The organism is Hyphomicrobium sp. (assembly GCF_041674905.1).
Classification (GTDB): Bacteria; Pseudomonadota; Alphaproteobacteria; order Rhizobiales; family Hyphomicrobiaceae; genus Hyphomicrobium_B.
Genome location: NZ_JBAYUV010000017.1, coordinates 15,518 through 33,290 on the forward strand (window position 1 = coordinate 15,518; position 17,773 = coordinate 33,290).

Sequence of the window (17,773 nt, forward strand, 5' to 3'; positions counted from 1 at the left end):
GATGGCCCGCCAAAATCTAGTTGGCGTTGGCAACAGGCATGCCCGGCATGCTCTGAATCGGTTGCTGACTTTGGCGTTGCTTCGCGGCATTGATGTCGGCAAGCGTGGGCTCCAGATCGGGATTGGCGATGCCCTTGAGCTTGTTGCCCTTTGCAACGGCGACCTCCGTAGGCTCAGGAAGCGGCGTGAACGCCGTCATCGTCGGCCGTGAGAACGGCGGGCACGGCCCATCCGCGTCGGGTCGGCTTTGCGGCTGCACGCCGACGACATACCGGCGCTCGCACACGACGACGTTCGGCGGCACGCGGTACTTCTCGAAATAATCGTAGCCCTGTTTCAGCGTCTTCCAGTAGCTCAGCCATTTGCTGTTCTTTTCGCGCACCATGCGCGCGTCGGTCATCCGGAACGGCAGCGCCTGCACTTGGAAGCTCGATTGACCCGCCTTCAACGCCTCGCGCGACAAACCATAGATCTCTTCCATCAGCGCGTCGGTCATCGCATAGCAGCCCGCCGACCGGCAGTTGCCATGCACCATGACGGAATCTCCCGTACGATTCCACGACCGGTCGTAGGCGTTCGGATAGCCGAGATTGAACGACAGATAATATTTCGAATTCGGGTTCATCAGCCCCGGCGTTACCGAATAGAACCCTTCCGGCGCCTGCCGGTCGCCGTAACTCAGCTTTGGTCCGATCTCGCCGGACCAATTGCAGATGGGGTATGTCTTGAAATGGTAGAAGCGCCCGTCATCGCGCTGCTTCCAGATTTCAAGCTCGGACTCTTCCTTGAAGATGCGCACGAAGATCGGCGAGCTGGGCTGCATCCCCTTTTTTGCCAAAAGCGAGATGGCGTCCTTCGACAGCGGAACTTCCGAAGGCGGCGGGATCGTGGGCGTATTGGAGCAGGCCGCGAGCATGACTATGCCGGCCATGACGACCGTCTGGACAGCAACCCTCCACGTCAGCGAGACGCGCGTCAGCACCAAAGCGCCTTTCCCGAACTAGTTTCCCCGTGCCGCGGGTTGGCGGACGAATAACGCAACAGACTCAACGACTACTGGAATTCGGCGAACACCCTGTCAACTCAAGTATCGTGTCCGAAGGTGGGTGTCCGAAATCGCGTGCCCCAACTATCGTGCCACAATGCGGCGCGGGCGGGACCAGCCCGCAAACGGCCACTCAGCCGCGACCCCGTCGCTTATCGCCCGATCGATAAAAAGCGCTCGTGACGCTGCGCCCGGATGTCGTCGGCCGATTTCCCGTCGAACTCGGACAGCATCCGCGCGATCGCGTTGCCCGTCGAGATAATCACCGATTCGCGGTCTCGATGCGCGCCGCCTGTGGGCTCTTTCACAATCGCGTCGATGACGCCGAGTTGATCCAGGTCCTGTGCCGTGATCTTCATGTTGGTCGCGGCTTCTTCCTTCTTGTTGCTGTCGCGCCAGATGATCGACGCCGCGCCCTCGGGCGAGATCACCGAATAAATGGCATGCTCGAGCATAAGAATGCGATTGGCCGTGGCGATGGCGATGGCGCCGCCCGATCCGCCTTCGCCGACGATGACCGCGACGATCGGCACGCCGAGCCGGAGGCAGCATGCCGTCGACCGTGCGATCGCTTCCGCTTGGCCGCGCTCCTCAGCGCCGATGCCGGGGTACGCGCCGGGCGTGTCGACGAACGTGACGATGGGCAGCCCGAAGCGGTCGGCAAGCTCCATCAGGCGCACGGCCTTGCGATACCCCTCCGGCCGCGCCATGCCGAAATTGTGCTTGATGCGCTGTTCGGTGTCCGAGCCTTTCTCGTGCCCGAGAACGACGACCGACCTGTTGCGGAATTTTCCGATGCCGCCGACGATCGCTTCGTCCTCGGCGAAATAGCGGTCACCCGCGAGCGGCGTGAAGTCCTCAATGAGCCCATTGACGAAATCGAGCGCGTGCGGACGTTCAGGATGCCGTGCGACGAGGGTTTTTTGCCAGGGCGTCAGGCGCGCGTAGGTATCGACGAGCGCCGCCTTGGCTTTCTGCTCGAGCTTGGCGATCTCGTCGGCGATCTGCGGACCCTTGCCCTCGACGTGCAGCGCCTTGAGCTCCGCGACCTTGCTTTCGAGCTCCAGGATCGGCTTTTCGAAATCGAGATAGGTGCGAAGGGCGGTCGAAGCGTTCACGGGGCTGAGATCTTTCGAAGTTGCAACTGAAGCGTGCGGCGACCGGCTCGCGCATCCGGCGCGGGCGACATTCGCCTTGGCGTCCGCGACCTGTCAAGGCGAAGCGGCATCTTGCGCTAACGCGTCGCCGCAGCAACCGCCATTCCGGGTTAATTATCGCCCTCGGACAGCCTTTTTACGACAGGTACGAGGGCAAACATAAGCGCAGCAGCGGCCGCCACAATCCCGGCCTGCGCCAAAAACGACAGGACGAGCGTATCGGGATCGCTCGCCGTGAAGGCGCCGCCGATGTCGCCCGCGAGCTTGTTGCCGAGCGCCGCCGCGAGGAACCAGACCCCGAGCACGAGGCCGGTCATCCGTGCGGGTGCGATGCGCGTCATCGTTGCGAGCCCAACCGGGCTCAGCAACAGTTCGCCGATCGTGAACAGGAAGTAGAGCCCGATCAGCCAGAACGGCGAGACGCGCCCTTCGGCGGCGTAGCCCGCCGCCGGGATCATCAGCAGGAAGCCGCCTGCGAGAAAGACGAGCGCCAGCCCGAATTTCCCCGGCGCTGACGGCTGTTGCGCGCCAAGCTTCAGCCACAGCGCGGCGATGACCGGCGTCAGCAGGATGACGAAGACTGGATTGGCCGACTGGAACCAGGCGGACGGAAATGCGAAGCCCGCGACGTCGTTGCGGGTCAGTTGATCGGCGAAGAGCGCCAGCGTCGTTCCGGCTTGCTCGAAGATCGCCCAGAAGATCATCGCAGCGATGAAAAAGATTCCGACGGCGGCGAGGCGGCGTGCATCGGGGCTCGGCCGCGAAGCGCCATACAAGACGCCGATAAGCGGCACGATGATGAACAGCCAGCGCAGCCAGCGGAATCCCGAAACGTCCGACAACAGCGCCAGCGCTAAAAGGCCGAGCGTCGCGAGAACGATGTAAAGCGTTTGGCGCTTGAAAGGCGGTTCTCGCGTCACGGGGATGGGATCGGGTTCATCCAGCCCGTGCATTTTGCGCGCAAACAGCAGCATGGAAATCGTCATGCCGACGCCGGCCGCCCCAAAGCCCCAATGCCAGCTGTGGATAGGATCGAAGCCCGCCGCTGTCAGCCAGTTCTTGAATGTCGCGCTCTGCGCCAGAAATCCCGTGACGATCGGGGCGAAGAACGCGCCGATGTTGATGCCCATGTAAAAGAGCGAGAAGCCGGAGTCGCGCCTGAGATCGTCGCGTGAATAAAGCGAACCGACGAGCGCGGAGATATTCGGTTTGAAAAGCCCGGTCCCAATCGCGATCAGAATGAGGCCCAGATAAAACGTCGTGAGCGTCGGAATGGCCAGCGCGTAATGGCCAGCCGCAATTGTGAGTCCGCCGAAAAGAACGCTGCGTTTTGCGCCGAGCATCCGGTCGGCGATGAACCCGCCGGGTACGGCGAGCAGATAGACGGCCATCGTATAGGAGCCGTAGATGCTTCCCGCGTTCGGCGTCGCGAAACCGAGCCCGCCCGCTTCGACCGGCGCCACCATGAACAGGATTAGAAGCGCCCGCATTCCATAATACGAGAAGCGCTCCCACAGCTCGGTGAAGTAAAGCGTCGTCAGACCTCGGGGATGCGCGGCAAACCCCAGGACTCGGTTCGGTATTTCGGGAACGACGGAGGACATGAATCTAAGACGCATGATGACGGCCTGAGCGCAAGGCTTCATGCACCTCTATCGCCGGACATGACCTTGCCCATCCAGTCGTCGATTGTCGTCGTGCCGAGGCGCTCGACTTTTTCGCGCTCATCGGGCCTGACGACATCCTGCATCGCATCGATCCGCTTCCACTCGCAAAATGGCGTTTCATCTTCAACGCCCGGCGCATAGCGCGAGTTTTCGATTTTCTGGAAGCGATGAACGTAGCGCGGGCAGTTCATCCAGACTTCATGGATCGAAACCTTCACAACCATCTCGGCTTCCCTGAAGGCTTTGACGTCGTCGCCGCCGACGATCAATTCGGCGCGGCCTTGGGCGCGCAGCCGGAACGGCTTCTCGAAATCGATGAACAGCATTCCGATTTCTGCGTTCCCCGATATGTTGCCCATCGAGAGATACATGCCGTTGCCGTCGTAGCTCGGAAACATCAGGGTCGTATCATCGATGACACGCACGAAGCCTTTGGCGCCGCCTTTGTAGGAAACGGTCGGCCGCCCGTTGTGGTCGACGGTCGAGAGAAAAAACATCTCGCGGCTTTCGATGAACGCTTTCGCCGTCTCATCGATCTCGGGCTTTAAGGCGACAGCCTCGATGCGGTCGGCGAGCGCCCGCGTATCGAAAGCCATCTGGAGCGTGCGGTGATTGTCCCCGAACAAGCGGCTCATGCTATCCTCCCTTGCGTTTTGCGCCTTGTTTTTTTCAACTGGCGGCGCTGGGAAGTCCCAAGCCGCCTTATTTTACTTTAGCCAGCGGATGATGCGTGTTGACGAGCGCCTTCAGACGCTCCTGCAAGACGTGCGTATAAATCTCCGTCGTCGAAATGTCAGCATGGCCGAGCAGTTGTTGAACGGTTCTGAGGTCGGCGCCGCGGTCGAGCAGATGGCTGGCGAAGGCGTGGCGCAGCACATGCGGCGATATCCGGTCAGGTCCGATGCCTGAATCTGCGGCGACATCCTTGAGATCCTGCGCAAACCGTTGCCGCGTCATATGACCGAGCGCCGACTTTGACGGAAAAAGCCATGGCGAATTATCGAAACGTCCGGAAACTTCAAGAAAACGATCGAGCGCTACCCGCGCCGCAGCATTGAGCGGCACGAGCCGTTCGCGTCCGCCTTTGCCCTTGATCGAGAAGACGCGCTTATCGCCACGTAGAACAGTTCTAGGCAAGCCGACGAGTTCCGAAACGCGCATCCCCGTGGCGTAGAGAAGTTCGAGCAGGCAATGAAACCGCAACGCCCGGAATAGGGCGCGCCCTTCAATACCCTCGCAGCGTTTCTGCGACGCGTCGAGCAGCCGGTCAACTTCGGCGATGCTGAGCACTTTCGGCAGCGAGCGTTGCTTTTTTGGTCCTTGCAGCCCGGACGTCGGGTCCGCGTCGATCAAACCTTCCGCGAACAGGAACCGGTAATATTGCTTGATCGCCGACAAGCGCCGCGAGCGCGATGTCGGCGCCTGACCCGCGTTCGCCATCGCGGCGATGAAGCCCTGAATGTTTTGCGTCCCCGCCATGAGCGGCCCGACGCTCGCCTCGGTAAGATAGTCGAGGAAACTCTCGAGGTCGCCCCGGTAAGCTTCGATCGTGTTGGGCGACGCGCCGCGCTCGGCCACGAGCATGTCGAGAAACGCGGCGAGATGACTGTCTTGCGCCGGGGCTGACGCCATATCCGCTCTCAATTCGTCGCGAGACGCGGCCACGATGACAACAGCGCCTCCAGGCCAAGCCGCCGCGCATCCGGCTCGAGCCCGGCGCGCTTCAGCGCACGAATGCTGTCGCCGAGCGCGATCAGGTTTGCGTCTTCAGCGCCGTTCGGCCCAAGCGCTTTCATGACCAGCAGGACCGTATGCCCGAATTCCTGCTTCTTGGAGGCATCCTGCAGTTCGGTCAGAACGCCGGTTTCCGGCAGATAGCCGGAGGTCGGCTGCGGCGCTCTGTTGGCGGCTTCCCACAGCGGCAGCGGCACGACATAGTCGAGCGCTTCGAGGACCGTTGTCAGCCGATAGAGCGCCGTCGCCGGGAATCGTCCGTTCGCTGCCAAATCCTCGAGCGCCGAAAAACTCCGGCCGCGCTGGGGATCTTTCGGATCGGCGATGTCGAGCAGCGCCCGCCAATGCCCGAGACTGCCGGCGCTGCCTGGCTCGTCGCCGAGCCTGATCCATTCGCGCGCCATGTCGTAGCGGCCGGCTGCAAGACCGATTTCGACGCCCGTTTCGGAAAACCAGCTGAGTTCGGGCTGCGCCCGGATTTCAGCGGCTGCCGGAGCCACCATCTTGGCGGCGATCATTCCCATGCGCTGACGGTTCGAGTCGTCGAGAAAGGCGCGGATCAGCCGCGTCTTGCGCATCGGCGTGCGCTCTTCGACGGCGGCCTTGAACAATGCCGCCCGCCGCGCGACGCCCTGCGGTCCGCGCCCCGCGAGAAGATCATCGGGTGAAGCGGCTTCGGCATTGACGCGATAGATGCTCGCCAGCGCCTCGGGCGAAAGCGCGTTGAGACGCGCGGCCGCTTCGGTGGAAGGAAGGCCGAGATCGACGGGCGTCGACGGATCGGTCGCGAGCGCGATGAGCAACGCGGGCTCGCCCTTGTCGAGAACGTCCTTGTGCGACAGGCCACCGACCCGTTCCGCGATCCGGTAATCGAGCAGCGAAATCTGTTTAACCGCCGTGTACTTCGGCTTCGCCTTGATCGACAGCGCATCGAGTGCTTCCAGCCCGAGCGATGCCTGGACGCCTTCCTCGCGCGCCATGTCGGCCGCGAGCCCGGCGCCGGATGCGTCATCGCGAATGGCCGAGCAATAGCCCGCCATCATGATGGCTTCGCCTTTGAGCCGTGCCGGAATGCTGCCTTTGGCGCGCACCGAGCGGCCAACGAGATCGCACGCCTGATCGGATTTGCCTGACGCGAGTTCGTTGCGCGCTTCGAGCGTCAGCAGAAGCGGGCTTTCGTCCGCGCCCTGCGGTGCTGCTTCGCCGGCCGCGTCGCGCGCGAGGCCCGAACGATAGAGCGCTTCGAGCCGCAGCGCGGTGAAATCGGGGTTGGAGCTATCGCCCGATTGCGACGTGATCAGGCGTTTCCAAAGCTCATGCAGCGCAGCTGAGCGCGGCGGTATTTCGATTGTGCCGATGAGTTTGTCGAGCTTCGCGACATCGAGCCCGCGCCATAGCTCATAGGGCAAGCCCGAGCCGTCCGACGACATGACGGGCGCCAAGTCGTCCTTTTCGACGGCCGTCGGAAGCGCGCCGCGCTGCACCGCATTCTGCGGAGCGGACCGGCGGCCGACGGAGCTGCCAGCAGAGCTGCCACCGGAGCCTCCCCGAGAGCTACCATCGTACGGCGTATCGAATCCGCGATCTGGCGGCGACCAGGCATTACCGCGATCCTCGCGGCCGCCATTGCCCTGAGGCGCGCCCATTTGCGGAAAGTATGTTTGCTTGTCCGCCGGCGGAGAATAGGCGTCGTTCCGGTCCGGGCGCTTCTTGGATGATTTGGTGGGCGGCGGCGCTGCGGACTCATCCTGCGCCCGAGCGCTCCCGCTCTGTCCCGGCAACATCAGAGCGGCCAGCACCGCGATTTTCGCGGCCATCGTGAATCGTCGCGCGAAGGGGTGTGGATTACCCATGACTGTTCAAGGCCGGATTTTTACGCCCGAGACGGGCTTGCTGATCGTCTGCTGTTCAGGCTCGAAACGGGTCGCCAGAATGTAAAGCGCGCCGAGAACCAGCGCGGCGAGCATGCAAAGTACGAACAATAGCCGGAAAAGGCTCGGCATTTTGGCTTCCCTATTTCCCCTGCTAGGTGGCCATCTTTATTGGCGCGATTATGACTCTCACCGGTACATCATCATAAGATTTGCATTCTGCGCCCGGCAGTCACGCTCCCTCGCGGCTTTATCGGCACGTTTCCGGTTTGCGGGCCATTTCGGTTCATGGCATGACGGCGCGCCAGCCCCACCGCGGCACCTTGCGCCAAAATTAGCCGATTCGCCTGCCCGATCGGCCATCCGGGACCGAGATGACGGAATCTGAAGTCATAGAGAGTGCCAAAAAGCGTCTTGGCAAACGCTCGATCGTGCTCGTCGGTCTGATGGGATGCGGCAAATCTTCGATCGGCAAACGCTTGGCGGCTCGGCTCGGCCTGCCGTTCATCGACGCCGACGAGGAAATCGAGCGCGCCGCCGCCAAGACCATCAACGAAATTTTCGCCGATCACGGTGAAGCGCACTTCCGCGACGGCGAACGCAAGGTCATCTCGCGCCTTCTGAGTAACGGCCCACAGGTGCTGGCGACGGGCGGCGGGGCTTATATGCATCCTGACACACGCCAGCGCATCCGCGAGAACGGCGTCTCGATCTGGCTCCGCGCCGATCTTCCCGTTCTGATGCGCCGCGTGATGAAGCGCGATACTCGGCCGCTATTGCGCGAAGGCAATCCCGAAGCCACGATGCGCAAGCTGATTGAAGCCCGTTATCCGATCTATGCCGAGGCCGATATGACCGTTGAAAGCCGAGACGAGCCGCACGATCTGGCCGTCAACGAAATCGTAAACCGCCTCGCGACCAGCGCCGCGGTGCCGACAGGCCCGGTGCAACCGCCCAGTCCGTCGCGCAGCGTGCGCATCGAGCTTGGCGACCGCTCTTACGATGTTCTGATCGCGAGCGGGCTGCTGGCCGACACCGGCGCACTCATAAAATCGCGGCTCGGCACCGTGAAATGTGGGATCGTGACCGACGAGAACGTCGCCCGGCATCATCTTGCAACGCTCGAAGACAGCCTCAAATCGGAAGGACTGTTCGCCGGTTCGATCGTGATGACGCCGGGCGAAGGGACAAAAAGCTTCCGCGATCTGGCGATCCTTTCGGAACGCCTTCTGGAACTTGGCCTCGAACGCGGCGACCTCGTCGTGCCGCTTGGCGGCGGCGTCATCGGTGACCTTGCGGGCTTCGCGGCGGGCATCCTCCGTCGCGGCATCCGCTTCGTGCAGATCCCGACGTCGCTCCTGGCTCAGGTCGATAGCTCCGTCGGCGGCAAGACCGGCATCAATACGCCGCAGGGCAAGAATCTCGTCGGCGTCTTTCATCAGCCGAGCCTCGTCATTGCCGATACGTCCGTGCTGACGACGCTGCCGTCGCGTCAGATGTGCGCCGGTTATGCTGAAGTCGCCAAGTATGGTCTGCTCGGCGACGCCAAATTCTTCTCATGGCTCGAAAATAATTGGCAGGGCGTCTTCGGCAACAATGGCCCGGCGCTGACCAAGGCCATCGAGACGAGTGTTGCCGCCAAGGCTGCGATCGTCGCGCGCGACGAAATGGAGACCGGTGATCGCGCGCTGCTCAATCTCGGTCACACCTTCGGCCACGCGTTCGAAGCTTGGACCGGCTATTCCGATAAGCTGCTGCACGGCGAGGCCATCGCGGTCGGCATGTGCTTGGCGTTCCGCCTGTCGGAAGAGCTGGGTATCTGTCCCGCAGGCAATGCCGATCGCGTCACCGCGCATTTCAAAGCCGTCGGGCTGGCGACGAAGATCGCCGACATTCCGCAGGCAGCCCCCGATGCGGACGAGCTATGGCGCTTGATGGGCCAGGACAAGAAAGTCCGCGGCGGCAAGCTCGCGTTCATTCTGGCCCGCGGAATCGGCGACGCTTTCGTCTCGCGTGACGTCCCGCCGGAGACGGTAAAAACCTTTTTGAAGCGGGAAATCGCCCGTTAACAGGCTGATACACATGGATCGCGACAGGTGTGCTAGATTAGCCGGCCATTGATTTCTGATCTCGGGAAGCCGGCCAGTTTCATGTCTATAGTACTCAGCATCATTGCCATATTCATTCTCATCGTCCTCTCCGCGTTCTTCAACGGCAGCGAAACCTCGCTGACGGCCGCGTCGCGCGCCCGTATGCATTCCCTCGAGGAAGACGGCAACGTCAGCGCCGCTCTTGTCAACCGCGTGCTGTCGCGACCGGAGAAGATGATCGGCACCGTGCTGCTCGGAAATACACTCGTCGACGTTCTTGCCGCCGCGCTCGCGTCCAACGTCGCCGTTCACCTCTATGGAGAGGTCGGCGTTGCGTACGCGACGGGTCTGATCACCATCCTCATCGTGATTTTCGCGGCCGTGCTGCCGAAGACCTATGCACTGGCCTATGCGGATCGCGTGGCGCTCATCGTGGCGCCGCCGATGCGCGGCCTGATCTACATTCTGACGCCGTTCACGAAGGCGATCGAATACGTCGTCCGCAATCTCTTGAAGCTGACGCCGGGCAAGGCCGACGACGAAGCCAACATTCTTGCGGCGCACGAAGAAATTCGCGGCACCATCGACCTGCAGGCGAAGGAAGGCACCGTTGCGAAGGGCGACGCGGAAATGCTCGGCGGCGTTCTTGATCTCGGCGATCTGCAAGTCGCCGACATCATGGTTCATCGCACCAAGATGGAAACGGTGAATGCCGACGATCCGCCGGCCAAAATTCTCGACCAGCTGATAAAATCTCAATTCACCCGCGTTCCGATCTGGAAGGAGGAGCCGGAGAATATCGTCGGCGTGCTGCACACCAAGGATCTGCTGCTGGCGCTGTCGCGCACCGGCTGGGCGCCCGATACGCTTGACATCATGAAGTCGGCGAGCACGCCCTGGTTTGTGCCGGATACGACGAGCCTCAAGGACCAGCTCAACCAGTTCCTGAAAAAGAAAACACAGATGGCGCTAGTCGTCGACGAATACGGCGAGGTGCAGGGCCTCATCACGCTCGAGGACATCCTCGAGGAAATCGTCGGCCAGATCACCGATGAGCACGACAATCCCGACAGCCACATCCGGATGCAATCGGACGGCACGGTCAACGTCGACGGAACGGTGGCAATCCGCGATCTCAATCGCCATCTCGACTGGGACCTGCCGGACGACGAAGCGACGACCATCGCGGGCCTCGTCATCCACGAGGCGCAAACGATTCCCGAGCCCGGACAGGTGTTCACATTCCACGGCTACCGTTTCGAAATTTTGCGCAAGAGCCGCAATAAAATCACGGCAATTCGCATCAAGCCGCTGACAGCGATCGCAGGAACGGCGATCGGCGTGCCGCAGCAGAAAGCTGCGCGCGGCTAATTCTTATGGCCGTCCCGAGAAGCCGGGCGGAATGGGCTCGCCCGGGGCGACCGTTGCAAGCGCCAGCGCGTGAATGCCGCCACTGATCTCGTCCTTGAGCAGATCGTTGACGATGCGCTGGCGCTCGACGCGCGATTTTCCCTCAAAGGCGCTCGAGACGACGAGGATGCGAAAATGACTTTCACCCGTACCGGGCGAGCTTCGATGCCCGGCGTGAAGGACCGATTCGTTAATGACGTCGAGTCGCGTGGGACGCAGCTCCAGCATTAGTTTTTCGCGCAGGATTTCGGTGACGGATCGTCCCATGTTGCTCTCTTTGACTGCCGGCATCTTCGAACAAATATAAATGCGCCGTGAAACGACATGTTAAAGCCTTGCCAGCACAGTTGGCGAAGAAATCAACCGGAATTCTTGACGCCTTGTTTCCAACGAAACGAACCATCATAATCACCGGCCGATGAAACTGACCTCAAAATACTTCGACAGCATCCGCGTGTCGTCCAAGCGCTCGCAAGGCGCCAAGAAGGAGACGCGTGCGCCTCTCTGCCAATGGAAGGGCTGCGAGAAGCCCGGAGCGCATAAGGCGCCGAAGGGGCGTGGCCGCGACGGCGAGTATTTCCACTTCTGCGTGGATCACGTGCGCCAGTACAATCAGGACTACAACTATTTCGACGGCATGAGCGACGCGGAGGTCAACAGCTTCCGCAAGGATGCCCTGACCGGACATCGCCCGACGTGGAAGACGGGCGCCAACGCCTGGGCGCACGGCACGCGCGATGGCGCTCGCACCGAGGAAGCCGCCGCCCGCGTCGCCGAAAGCACGACGAGGATGGCGCGGAAAGTCAGATCGTCGCGCACTGCGCCGTCGTCCTTCCGCCGCCAGCTGAAGCCTCTGGAGCGCAAAGCGCTCAAGACCCTCGATTTGGGCGACGATGCAACCCGCGAGGACATCAAGGCCCGCTTCAAGGAGCTGGTGAAGGTTCACCATCCCGACGCCAACGGCGGCGACAGTCGGTCCGAGGAAAAGTTGCGTGAAATCCTTCAAGCCTATAACTATCTGAAGCAAGCAGGCCTGGTCTGATACCGGGCCGTTGAGCCGCGTGCGATTGAGCCTCCCAGATCGCAGCGGCCCGAAGCCCCTGAGGCGGCTGGGCGGCATTCATCGGGAATTGAATTTTGATGCGCACGACGACGAGCGCTCCGGGCGCGCAACCTGCGAATTTGCCGGACATGAAATTGTCCGTGCGTCAAGTCTTCGGCATAGACAGCGATCTTGAGGTTCCCGCCTACTCGAAGGCGGAGGAGCACGTTCCGGATCTCGATCCCGATTATCTTTTTAATCGCGACGTGACGCTCGCAATTCTCGCGGGCTTCAAGCACAACCGCCGCGTGATGATCCAAGGCTATCACGGCACGGGCAAGTCGACGCACATCGAACAGGTTGCGGCGCGCCTCAATTGGCCATGCGTCCGCGTCAACCTCGACAGCCATGTGTCGCGCATCGATCTCGTCGGCAAGGACGCGATCGTGCTACGCGACGGCAAGCAGGTGACGGAATTCAAGGAAGGCATTCTTCCTTGGGCGCTTCAGACGAATACCGCGCTCGCGTTCGACGAATACGACGCTGGCCGTCCCGACGTCATGTTCGTCATTCAGCGCGTGCTTGAAGTCTCAGGTAAGCTGACGCTGCTCGATCAGTCTAAGGTGATCCGCCCGCATCCGGCGTTTCGCCTGTTTGCAACGACGAACACGATCGGCCTCGGCGACACGTCCGGCCTCTATCACGGCACGCAGCAGATCAACCAGGGCCAGATGGACCGCTGGTCGATCGTCGCGACGCTGAACTATCTGCCGCACGATGACGAAGCGAAGATCGTGCTGTCGAAGGTCAAGGCCTTCGACAAGACGGACGCCAAGCGCAAGCAGGTTTCGCACATGGTGCGCGTCGCCGATCTGACGCGTTCCGCCTTCATCAACGGCGATCTGTCGACGGTGATGAGCCCGCGCACCGTGATGACATGGGCCGAGAACGCCGAGATTTTCGGCGATATCGGCTTTGCGTTCCGCGTGACGTTCCTGAACAAGTGCGACGATCTCGAAAAGCCGCTGGTGGCGGAATTCTATCAGCGCTGCTTCGGCGAGGAGCTTTCGGAAAGCACGGCAAACGTCGCGCTGAGCTGATCTTCTCTACTGAGAGACCTGCGCCGAAGCATGGGCCGAGACATTCCCGATGAGTTCACCTCCGAGCAAGCGTCGTGAAGCCCCGTCCGAGCCGCTGAAGCGCGTGCTCGCACCGGCCGTTCGCGCCATTGCCGGAGACGGCGCGGTCGAAGTGGATTTCGGGCCGGGCAGCGGCGATGTCTCGGGCAAGTCGGTTTACATCCCCGAGCCGCCACGCGCGCCGACTGCGAAGGACATCGCACTGGCGCGCGGCTGGGCTGACAGCCTCGCCCTGCAGATCGGTTGCCACGATGCCAAGATTCACCGCCGGATCGCCCCGCCACCCGGCCCCGCGCGCGCCGTCTTCGAAGCCTCCGAGCGCGCTCGTGTCGAAGGGCTCGGCGCGATGCGGATGCCGGGCATGGCCGCGAACCTGACCGCGCGCCTCGAAGACCAATATAGCCATGGTCGATTCAAGACGGTGCTCGATCGCTCGGAAGCGCCGCTCGAAGACGCGCTCGCCTTGCTCATTCGCGAACGCCTCACCGGCCTGCCGCCGCCGCCATCGACGAAGGGTCTCGTCGACATCTGGCGGCCGACGATCGAAGCCCGGGGCAGCACGCTTTTGGACCGTCTCGGAAGCCTTTCGGAAAATCAGGAGCAGTTCGGTCGCCAGATCCGCGATCTGCTCAAGATTCTCGACCTCGTCGATCTGACGGACGAGCCGCAGCAGGGCGAAGACGAAAACGAGGGCGAGGACGGCGCCAAGGACGGCGCGACGGACGAGTCCGAAGACGCCAACGAGGAAGGCTCCGACGGCCAGGATAAGGAGAGCGAAGACCAGTCTTCCGAAGGCGATCTCTCTGAAACCGAGGAGATGGTCGATTCGGGCGATACTGAACAGCAGGAGATGGACGAAGAGAGCCTCGACGACAACGAGGCGCCCGCGCCTTGGCGTCCGAACATGACTGTCCTCGAGAACCCCGAAGCGTTCGGCTACAAGGTTTTCACACGCGCCCACGATGAAGAAGTCGGCGCCGCCGAGCTTTCGACGCCGGAAGAATTGGAGCGTCTGCGCGCTTTCCTCGACAAGGAGCTGAAGACGCTTTCGGCGGCGGTCGCCAAGCTCGCCAACAAGCTGCAGCGTAAACTTCTCGCGCAGCAGAGCCGCGGCTGGGACTTCGATCTCGAAGAAGGCATGCTCGACGCCGCGCGCCTAACGCGGGTTATCACCGATCCGACCGGCGCGCTCTCCTACAAGCGCGAGCGCGACACCGAATTCCGCGACACCGTCGTGACGCTGCTTCTCGATAATTCGGGCTCGATGCGCGGCCGCCCGATCATGGTCGCCGCGTGCTGCGCCGACATTCTCGCGCGCACGCTGGAACGTTGCGGCGTCAAAGTCGAAATTCTCGGATTCACAACGAAGGCGTGGAAGGGCGGTCAGGCGCGGGAAGAGTGGCTCGCCGCCGGAAAGCCGCCGACGCCGGGGCGGCTGAACGATCTGCGCCACATCATCTACAAGACAGCGGACGCGCCGTGGCGGCGCTCGAAGAATTCGCTGGCTCTGATGATGCGCGAAGGCCTGCTCAAGGAAAACATCGACGGCGAAGCGCTGGCGTGGGCGCATTCGCGCCTTGTCGGCCGCCCCGAGCAGCGGCGCATCCTGATGATGATTTCAGACGGCGCGCCGGTCGATGACTCGACGCTGTCGGTAAACAACGGCAGCTATCTCGAACAACACCTGCGCCAGGTCATCAACGAAATCGAGAACCGGTCTTCGGTCGAACTCATCGCCATCGGTATCGGCCATGACGTCACGAGATATTATCGTCGTGCCGTGACGATCACCGATGCGTCGGAACTCGCGGGCGCGATGACCGAAAAACTCGTCGAGCTGTTCGAAGAAGATTCCAAACTGGAAAATGCCTCGCAGCCCGCGCGGCGACGCGCGCTGATGCATTGAGGCATGGTGACGTTCGCAAACAGCATGCGCGCCGCTGTTTTCTCCGTGGCCTTCGGTCTTTACCCTCAAATCGTATTGGCGGACGCCAAGCCCGATATCGCGTCGCTGAAAGCCGGCCCGATCACGGTCGACGCGGCCATCATTCGGAATTTCGAGCGCACGGAGATGGGCGGCCCGACGTCATCTTCAACGTCGACGGCGGGAAAACTCACGTTTCGTGGCGGCTTGGTCCTGACGTCGCCCTCGCCGAACTTCGGCGGCTGGTCCGGCCTCGTCGTCGGCAAGGATGCGAAAACCTTGCTCGCGATTTCCGATTCCGGCGTCTGGATGACGGGCAGGATCGTCTACGACGGTCGACATCCGGTGGGCATTGCAGATGCGCGCCTCGGACCGCTGCTCAATCGTGACGGTAGGCCCATCGGCCGGGAACGCGATGCGGAAGCGATCGCGCTCGAAACGGGTAGTCTTGAGCAAGGCTCGGTGCTCGTTGCTTTCGAGCGTAAGCATCGGATCGATCGCTATGTTTGGTCGCCGCACGGTTTGGCGGCCGGTCGCAGCACCGTGCCGCTCCCCGCCGAGGCCCGGCTCATGCGCTCAAATCAGGGCCTCGAAGGCATGACCGTCATGCGCGGCGGGCCGTACAAGGGATCGGTGATCGCGTTTTCGGAACGGCTTTACGATCGCGCGCGCAACCACACGGGCTGGCTGTGGACGTCGCACGGCCCGGCGACGCTCCATCTGAAGAACATCGCCGACTTCGACATCACCGATCTTGCGAGCCTCGATGACGGAACGCTTTTCGTTCTCGAACGTCGCTTTCGCTGGACGGAGGGCGTGAAGATGCGGCTGCGGCGCATTTCACCCGATGAGCTGAAGCCCGGCCGGGTGATCGAAGGCGAAACGCTGATCGAAGCCGATCTCACGGCTCAGATCGACGACATGGAAGGCTTGTCGGTTTCGCGGCTCGACAGCGGCGAAGTGCTGGTCACGATGATGTCCGACGACAACTTCAATCACATTTTGCAGCGAACGATCCTGCTGCAATTCACCCTCAACGATCGCGGACAAGCAAAAGCCCGGCCGCAGGATTGATCCCGGACCGGGCAAAATTCTCAATCGTCTAAGGCTTGGCCCTTAGGCCGCCTTCTCCGCCTGCGCCTTCTGAAGCTCACGCTTCAGCTTCAGGCACGCCGGCGAAAGCTCGTCGTTGTCCGCCTTGAGAAGGAAGGCATCCAGACCGCCGCGGTGCTCGACCGACTTCAGCGCCCGCGCCGAGATGCGCAGACGGACTTTGCGGCCGAGCGCGTCGCTGAGCAGCGTGACGTTGTGCAGGTTGGGCCGGAACTTGCGCTTAGACTTGTTCTCGGCGTGGCTCCTGAGTTGGCCTGACAGCGGCAAAGTGCCGGTCAGCTCGCAGCGCCTGGTCATGACGATCTCCTACGCCGCACCCAGATGGGGCGGTCTATCGAATGTCTGCTGTTGCAGAAAAAATGCGCCCCGTCAGCAGGGCTCACGGGGTCTCCAGCGCGGTGTATAATTGAGGGGCGGGTTAGCCGTCAAGCAGGGCGGCGCAATTGATCTGACCCGGAACCCTTCGCCGCGACCGCCGCTTTGGGACGTGTTCAGTCGCGCAGGGATAACGGAGCCGCGACCGAAAGTCCAAGAATCGACGCAAAGGCGGCCTAACGCCGGGGTTAGTACACGGGGCGCAGGGAAGAACCTATGGACAACTCCACAGCCGGCGGGCGTCGGCGCTTCGCAGGCTCGAGCGTGCTCGCTGCCCTCATTGCGGCTCTCGTCGTTGGACCAGCAACGGCACGCGACGTGGCCTGGCCGAACCAAGTTAACGCACGCTATCGCCTGACCTTCAATGGCTTTGATGTCGGCGTCTACAACTTCACGTCGAACTATAGCGGCGACACTTATTCAGCGACCGGCAAGACCGAAATCTCGGCTCTATTCGGCGCGTTCAAATGGACCGGCACATTTACCGGAAGCGGCGCGGTCGACAAAAGCGGCCCGCGCCCGGTCGCCTACCAGATGAGCTATAAGACGAAAAAGAAACTGACGTCGGTGACGCTCGGGTTCGATCCGGCCGGCGTCAAAACGATCGCCCTGGTGCCCAACAAGCCGCTCAATCCGGAAGCGATCAAGGTCACGCCCGACAACCTGAAGAATGTCTTCGACCCGATTTCCGCAACGCTCGCGATTTCGAACGCGACCGGCTCCGATGCCTGCAATCGAACCATTCCAATCTTTGACGGCAAGGCCCGGTTCGATCTTCGCCTGTCTTTCAAGGGCCACGAAACGGTCAAGGAGGAGCGTCCAAGCGGGCAGCCCAAGGAACTCACGGTTTGCCGCGTCAAATACGTTCCAATTGCCGGGCATAAGCCGAAGGATTTCGACAAGCCCTGGATCGACTACGATCATATCGAGATCGCGTTGCGCGCCATCCCGAGCGCGGGCATTTACGTGCCCTATCGCATTTCTGTTCCGTCCACCGTCGGACCGGCGGTCATGACGGCGGAACAAATCAACATCATAGCGGCCGATAACGCTCAGATTGCACTCAGACGATGAGTTCAGACAATGACCGCCGCCAATGAATTCTGGCAGAGCCGGACCGATTAACGAGTGTGGAAGATCAAGGCTCCGAAGGGAGCACGCAATATCCCCTTGATCTCACGGCCCTGCTCTGTAATGCCAGGGTCT

General features: G+C 61.9%; 16 protein-coding genes. 7 read left to right on the forward strand and 9 right to left on the reverse strand.

Translation table 11 applies throughout. The features are described from left to right. Positions 1-16 precede the first annotated feature (16 nt). The 7 genes from WC026_RS09050 to WC026_RS09080 all read right to left on the reverse strand — a co-directional run bounded on the left by WC026_RS09050 (position 17) and on the right by WC026_RS09080 (position 7,606). Positions 17-982, reverse strand: a complete 966-nt coding sequence (locus WC026_RS09050) for a L,D-transpeptidase family protein (RefSeq protein ID WP_372710553.1) — start codon at positions 980-982, stop codon at positions 17-19. A 215-nt stretch (positions 983-1,197) separates the two neighbouring features. Further along, entirely contained in the window at positions 1,198-2,163 is a 966-nt protein-coding gene (locus WC026_RS09055) for an acetyl-CoA carboxylase carboxyltransferase subunit alpha (RefSeq protein ID WP_372710554.1), read from the reverse strand. 149 nt (positions 2,164-2,312) lie between these two features. Continuing rightward, positions 2,313-3,821 carry a peptide MFS transporter gene (locus tag WC026_RS09060; protein ID WP_372710555.1) on the reverse strand — a complete coding sequence of 503 codons (1,509 nt, stop codon included), beginning with the start codon at positions 3,819-3,821 and terminating at the stop codon, positions 2,313-2,315. A 23-nt stretch (positions 3,822-3,844) separates the two neighbouring features. Then, positions 3,845-4,504, reverse strand: a complete 660-nt coding sequence (locus tag WC026_RS09065; protein ID WP_372710556.1) for a pyridoxamine 5'-phosphate oxidase family protein — start codon at positions 4,502-4,504, stop codon at positions 3,845-3,847. A gap of 67 nt (positions 4,505-4,571) precedes the next feature. Next, positions 4,572-5,501, reverse strand: a complete 930-nt coding sequence (locus tag WC026_RS09070; protein WP_372710557.1) for a site-specific tyrosine recombinase XerD — start codon at positions 5,499-5,501, stop codon at positions 4,572-4,574. An 8-nt stretch (positions 5,502-5,509) separates the two neighbouring features. After that, positions 5,510-7,420: a hypothetical protein gene (locus WC026_RS09075; protein WP_372710558.1), complete on the reverse strand. Its 1,911-nt coding sequence runs from the start codon at positions 7,418-7,420 to the stop codon at positions 5,510-5,512. Positions 7,421-7,462: 42 nt separating this feature from the next. Next, entirely contained in the window at positions 7,463-7,606 is a 144-nt protein-coding gene (locus WC026_RS09080) for a hypothetical protein (RefSeq protein WP_372710559.1), read from the reverse strand. Positions 7,607-7,848: 242 nt separating this feature from the next. Between WC026_RS09080 and aroB the strand changes: the two genes are divergently transcribed. Both aroB and WC026_RS09090 read left to right on the forward strand, forming a co-directional pair. Further along, positions 7,849-9,543: a 3-dehydroquinate synthase gene (gene aroB, locus WC026_RS09085; RefSeq protein ID WP_372710560.1), complete on the forward strand. Its 1,695-nt coding sequence runs from the start codon at positions 7,849-7,851 to the stop codon at positions 9,541-9,543. 81 nt (positions 9,544-9,624) lie between these two features. Beyond that, positions 9,625-10,935, forward strand: a complete 1,311-nt coding sequence (locus WC026_RS09090) for an HlyC/CorC family transporter (RefSeq protein ID WP_372710561.1) — start codon at positions 9,625-9,627, stop codon at positions 10,933-10,935. A 3-nt stretch (positions 10,936-10,938) separates the two neighbouring features. On the opposite strand, the gene WC026_RS09095 is transcribed toward WC026_RS09090, so the two are convergent. Beyond that, a complete protein-coding gene (locus WC026_RS09095; RefSeq protein WP_372710562.1) occupies positions 10,939-11,241 on the reverse strand; it encodes a BolA family protein in 303 nt (100 codons plus the stop codon). A gap of 151 nt (positions 11,242-11,392) precedes the next feature. On the opposite strand from WC026_RS09095, the gene WC026_RS09100 reads away from it, so the two are divergent. The 4 genes from WC026_RS09100 to WC026_RS09115 all read left to right on the forward strand — a co-directional run bounded on the left by WC026_RS09100 (position 11,393) and on the right by WC026_RS09115 (position 16,153). Then, positions 11,393-12,016, forward strand: a complete 624-nt coding sequence (locus tag WC026_RS09100) for a J domain-containing protein (RefSeq protein WP_372710564.1) — start codon at positions 11,393-11,395, stop codon at positions 12,014-12,016. 98 nt (positions 12,017-12,114) lie between these two features. Continuing rightward, the gene (cobS, locus tag WC026_RS09105; RefSeq protein WP_372710565.1) at positions 12,115-13,116 is read left to right on the forward strand and encodes a cobaltochelatase subunit CobS; all 1,002 of its coding nucleotides are present in this window, start codon (positions 12,115-12,117) and stop codon (positions 13,114-13,116) included. Between the two features lie 49 nt (positions 13,117-13,165). Beyond that, on the forward strand, positions 13,166-15,061 hold the full coding sequence (gene cobT, locus WC026_RS09110) for a cobaltochelatase subunit CobT (protein WP_372710566.1): 1,896 nt from the start codon (positions 13,166-13,168) through the stop codon (positions 15,059-15,061). A gap of 3 nt (positions 15,062-15,064) precedes the next feature. After that, positions 15,065-16,153: an esterase-like activity of phytase family protein gene (locus WC026_RS09115; RefSeq protein WP_372710567.1), complete on the forward strand. Its 1,089-nt coding sequence runs from the start codon at positions 15,065-15,067 to the stop codon at positions 16,151-16,153. 42 nt (positions 16,154-16,195) lie between these two features. Here the strand turns inward: WC026_RS09115 and rpmB are convergent, their stop codons facing one another. Next, a complete protein-coding gene (gene rpmB / locus WC026_RS09120) occupies positions 16,196-16,489 on the reverse strand; it encodes a 50S ribosomal protein L28 (RefSeq protein WP_372710568.1) in 294 nt (97 codons plus the stop codon). 294 nt (positions 16,490-16,783) lie between these two features. Between rpmB and WC026_RS09125 the strand changes: the two genes are divergently transcribed. Further along, positions 16,784-17,641 carry a DUF3108 domain-containing protein gene (locus WC026_RS09125; protein ID WP_372710569.1) on the forward strand — a complete coding sequence of 286 codons (858 nt, stop codon included), beginning with the start codon at positions 16,784-16,786 and terminating at the stop codon, positions 17,639-17,641. Positions 17,642-17,773: the final 132 nt, after the last annotated feature.

Excerpts from the sequence above, each read along its gene's own strand:
- WC026_RS09060 (WP_372710555.1), bottom strand. The coding sequence starts at position 3,821 with ATGCGTCTTAGATTCATGTCCTCCGTCGTTCCCGAAATACCGAACCGA.
- WC026_RS09065 (WP_372710556.1), bottom strand. The coding sequence starts at position 4,504 with ATGAGCCGCTTGTTCGGGGACAATCACCGCACGCTCCAGATGGCTTTC.
- WC026_RS09070 (WP_372710557.1), bottom strand. The coding sequence starts at position 5,501 with ATGGCGTCAGCCCCGGCGCAAGACAGTCATCTCGCCGCGTTTCTCGAC.
- WC026_RS09075 (WP_372710558.1), bottom strand. The coding sequence starts at position 7,420 with ATGGCCGCGAAAATCGCGGTGCTGGCCGCTCTGATGTTGCCGGGACAG.
- WC026_RS09080 (WP_372710559.1), bottom strand. The coding sequence starts at position 7,606 with ATGCCGAGCCTTTTCCGGCTATTGTTCGTACTTTGCATGCTCGCCGCG.
- aroB (WP_372710560.1), top strand. The coding sequence starts at position 7,849 with ATGACGGAATCTGAAGTCATAGAGAGTGCCAAAAAGCGTCTTGGCAAA.
- WC026_RS09090 (WP_372710561.1), top strand. The coding sequence starts at position 9,625 with ATGTCTATAGTACTCAGCATCATTGCCATATTCATTCTCATCGTCCTC.
- WC026_RS09095 (WP_372710562.1), bottom strand. The coding sequence starts at position 11,241 with ATGGGACGATCCGTCACCGAAATCCTGCGCGAAAAACTAATGCTGGAG.
- WC026_RS09100 (WP_372710564.1), top strand. The coding sequence starts at position 11,393 with ATGAAACTGACCTCAAAATACTTCGACAGCATCCGCGTGTCGTCCAAG.
- cobS (WP_372710565.1), top strand. The coding sequence starts at position 12,115 with ATGCGCACGACGACGAGCGCTCCGGGCGCGCAACCTGCGAATTTGCCG.
- cobT (WP_372710566.1), top strand. The coding sequence starts at position 13,166 with ATGAGTTCACCTCCGAGCAAGCGTCGTGAAGCCCCGTCCGAGCCGCTG.
- WC026_RS09115 (WP_372710567.1), top strand. The coding sequence starts at position 15,065 with ATGGTGACGTTCGCAAACAGCATGCGCGCCGCTGTTTTCTCCGTGGCC.
- rpmB (WP_372710568.1), bottom strand. The coding sequence starts at position 16,489 with ATGACCAGGCGCTGCGAGCTGACCGGCACTTTGCCGCTGTCAGGCCAA.
- WC026_RS09125 (WP_372710569.1), top strand. The coding sequence starts at position 16,784 with ATGGACAACTCCACAGCCGGCGGGCGTCGGCGCTTCGCAGGCTCGAGC.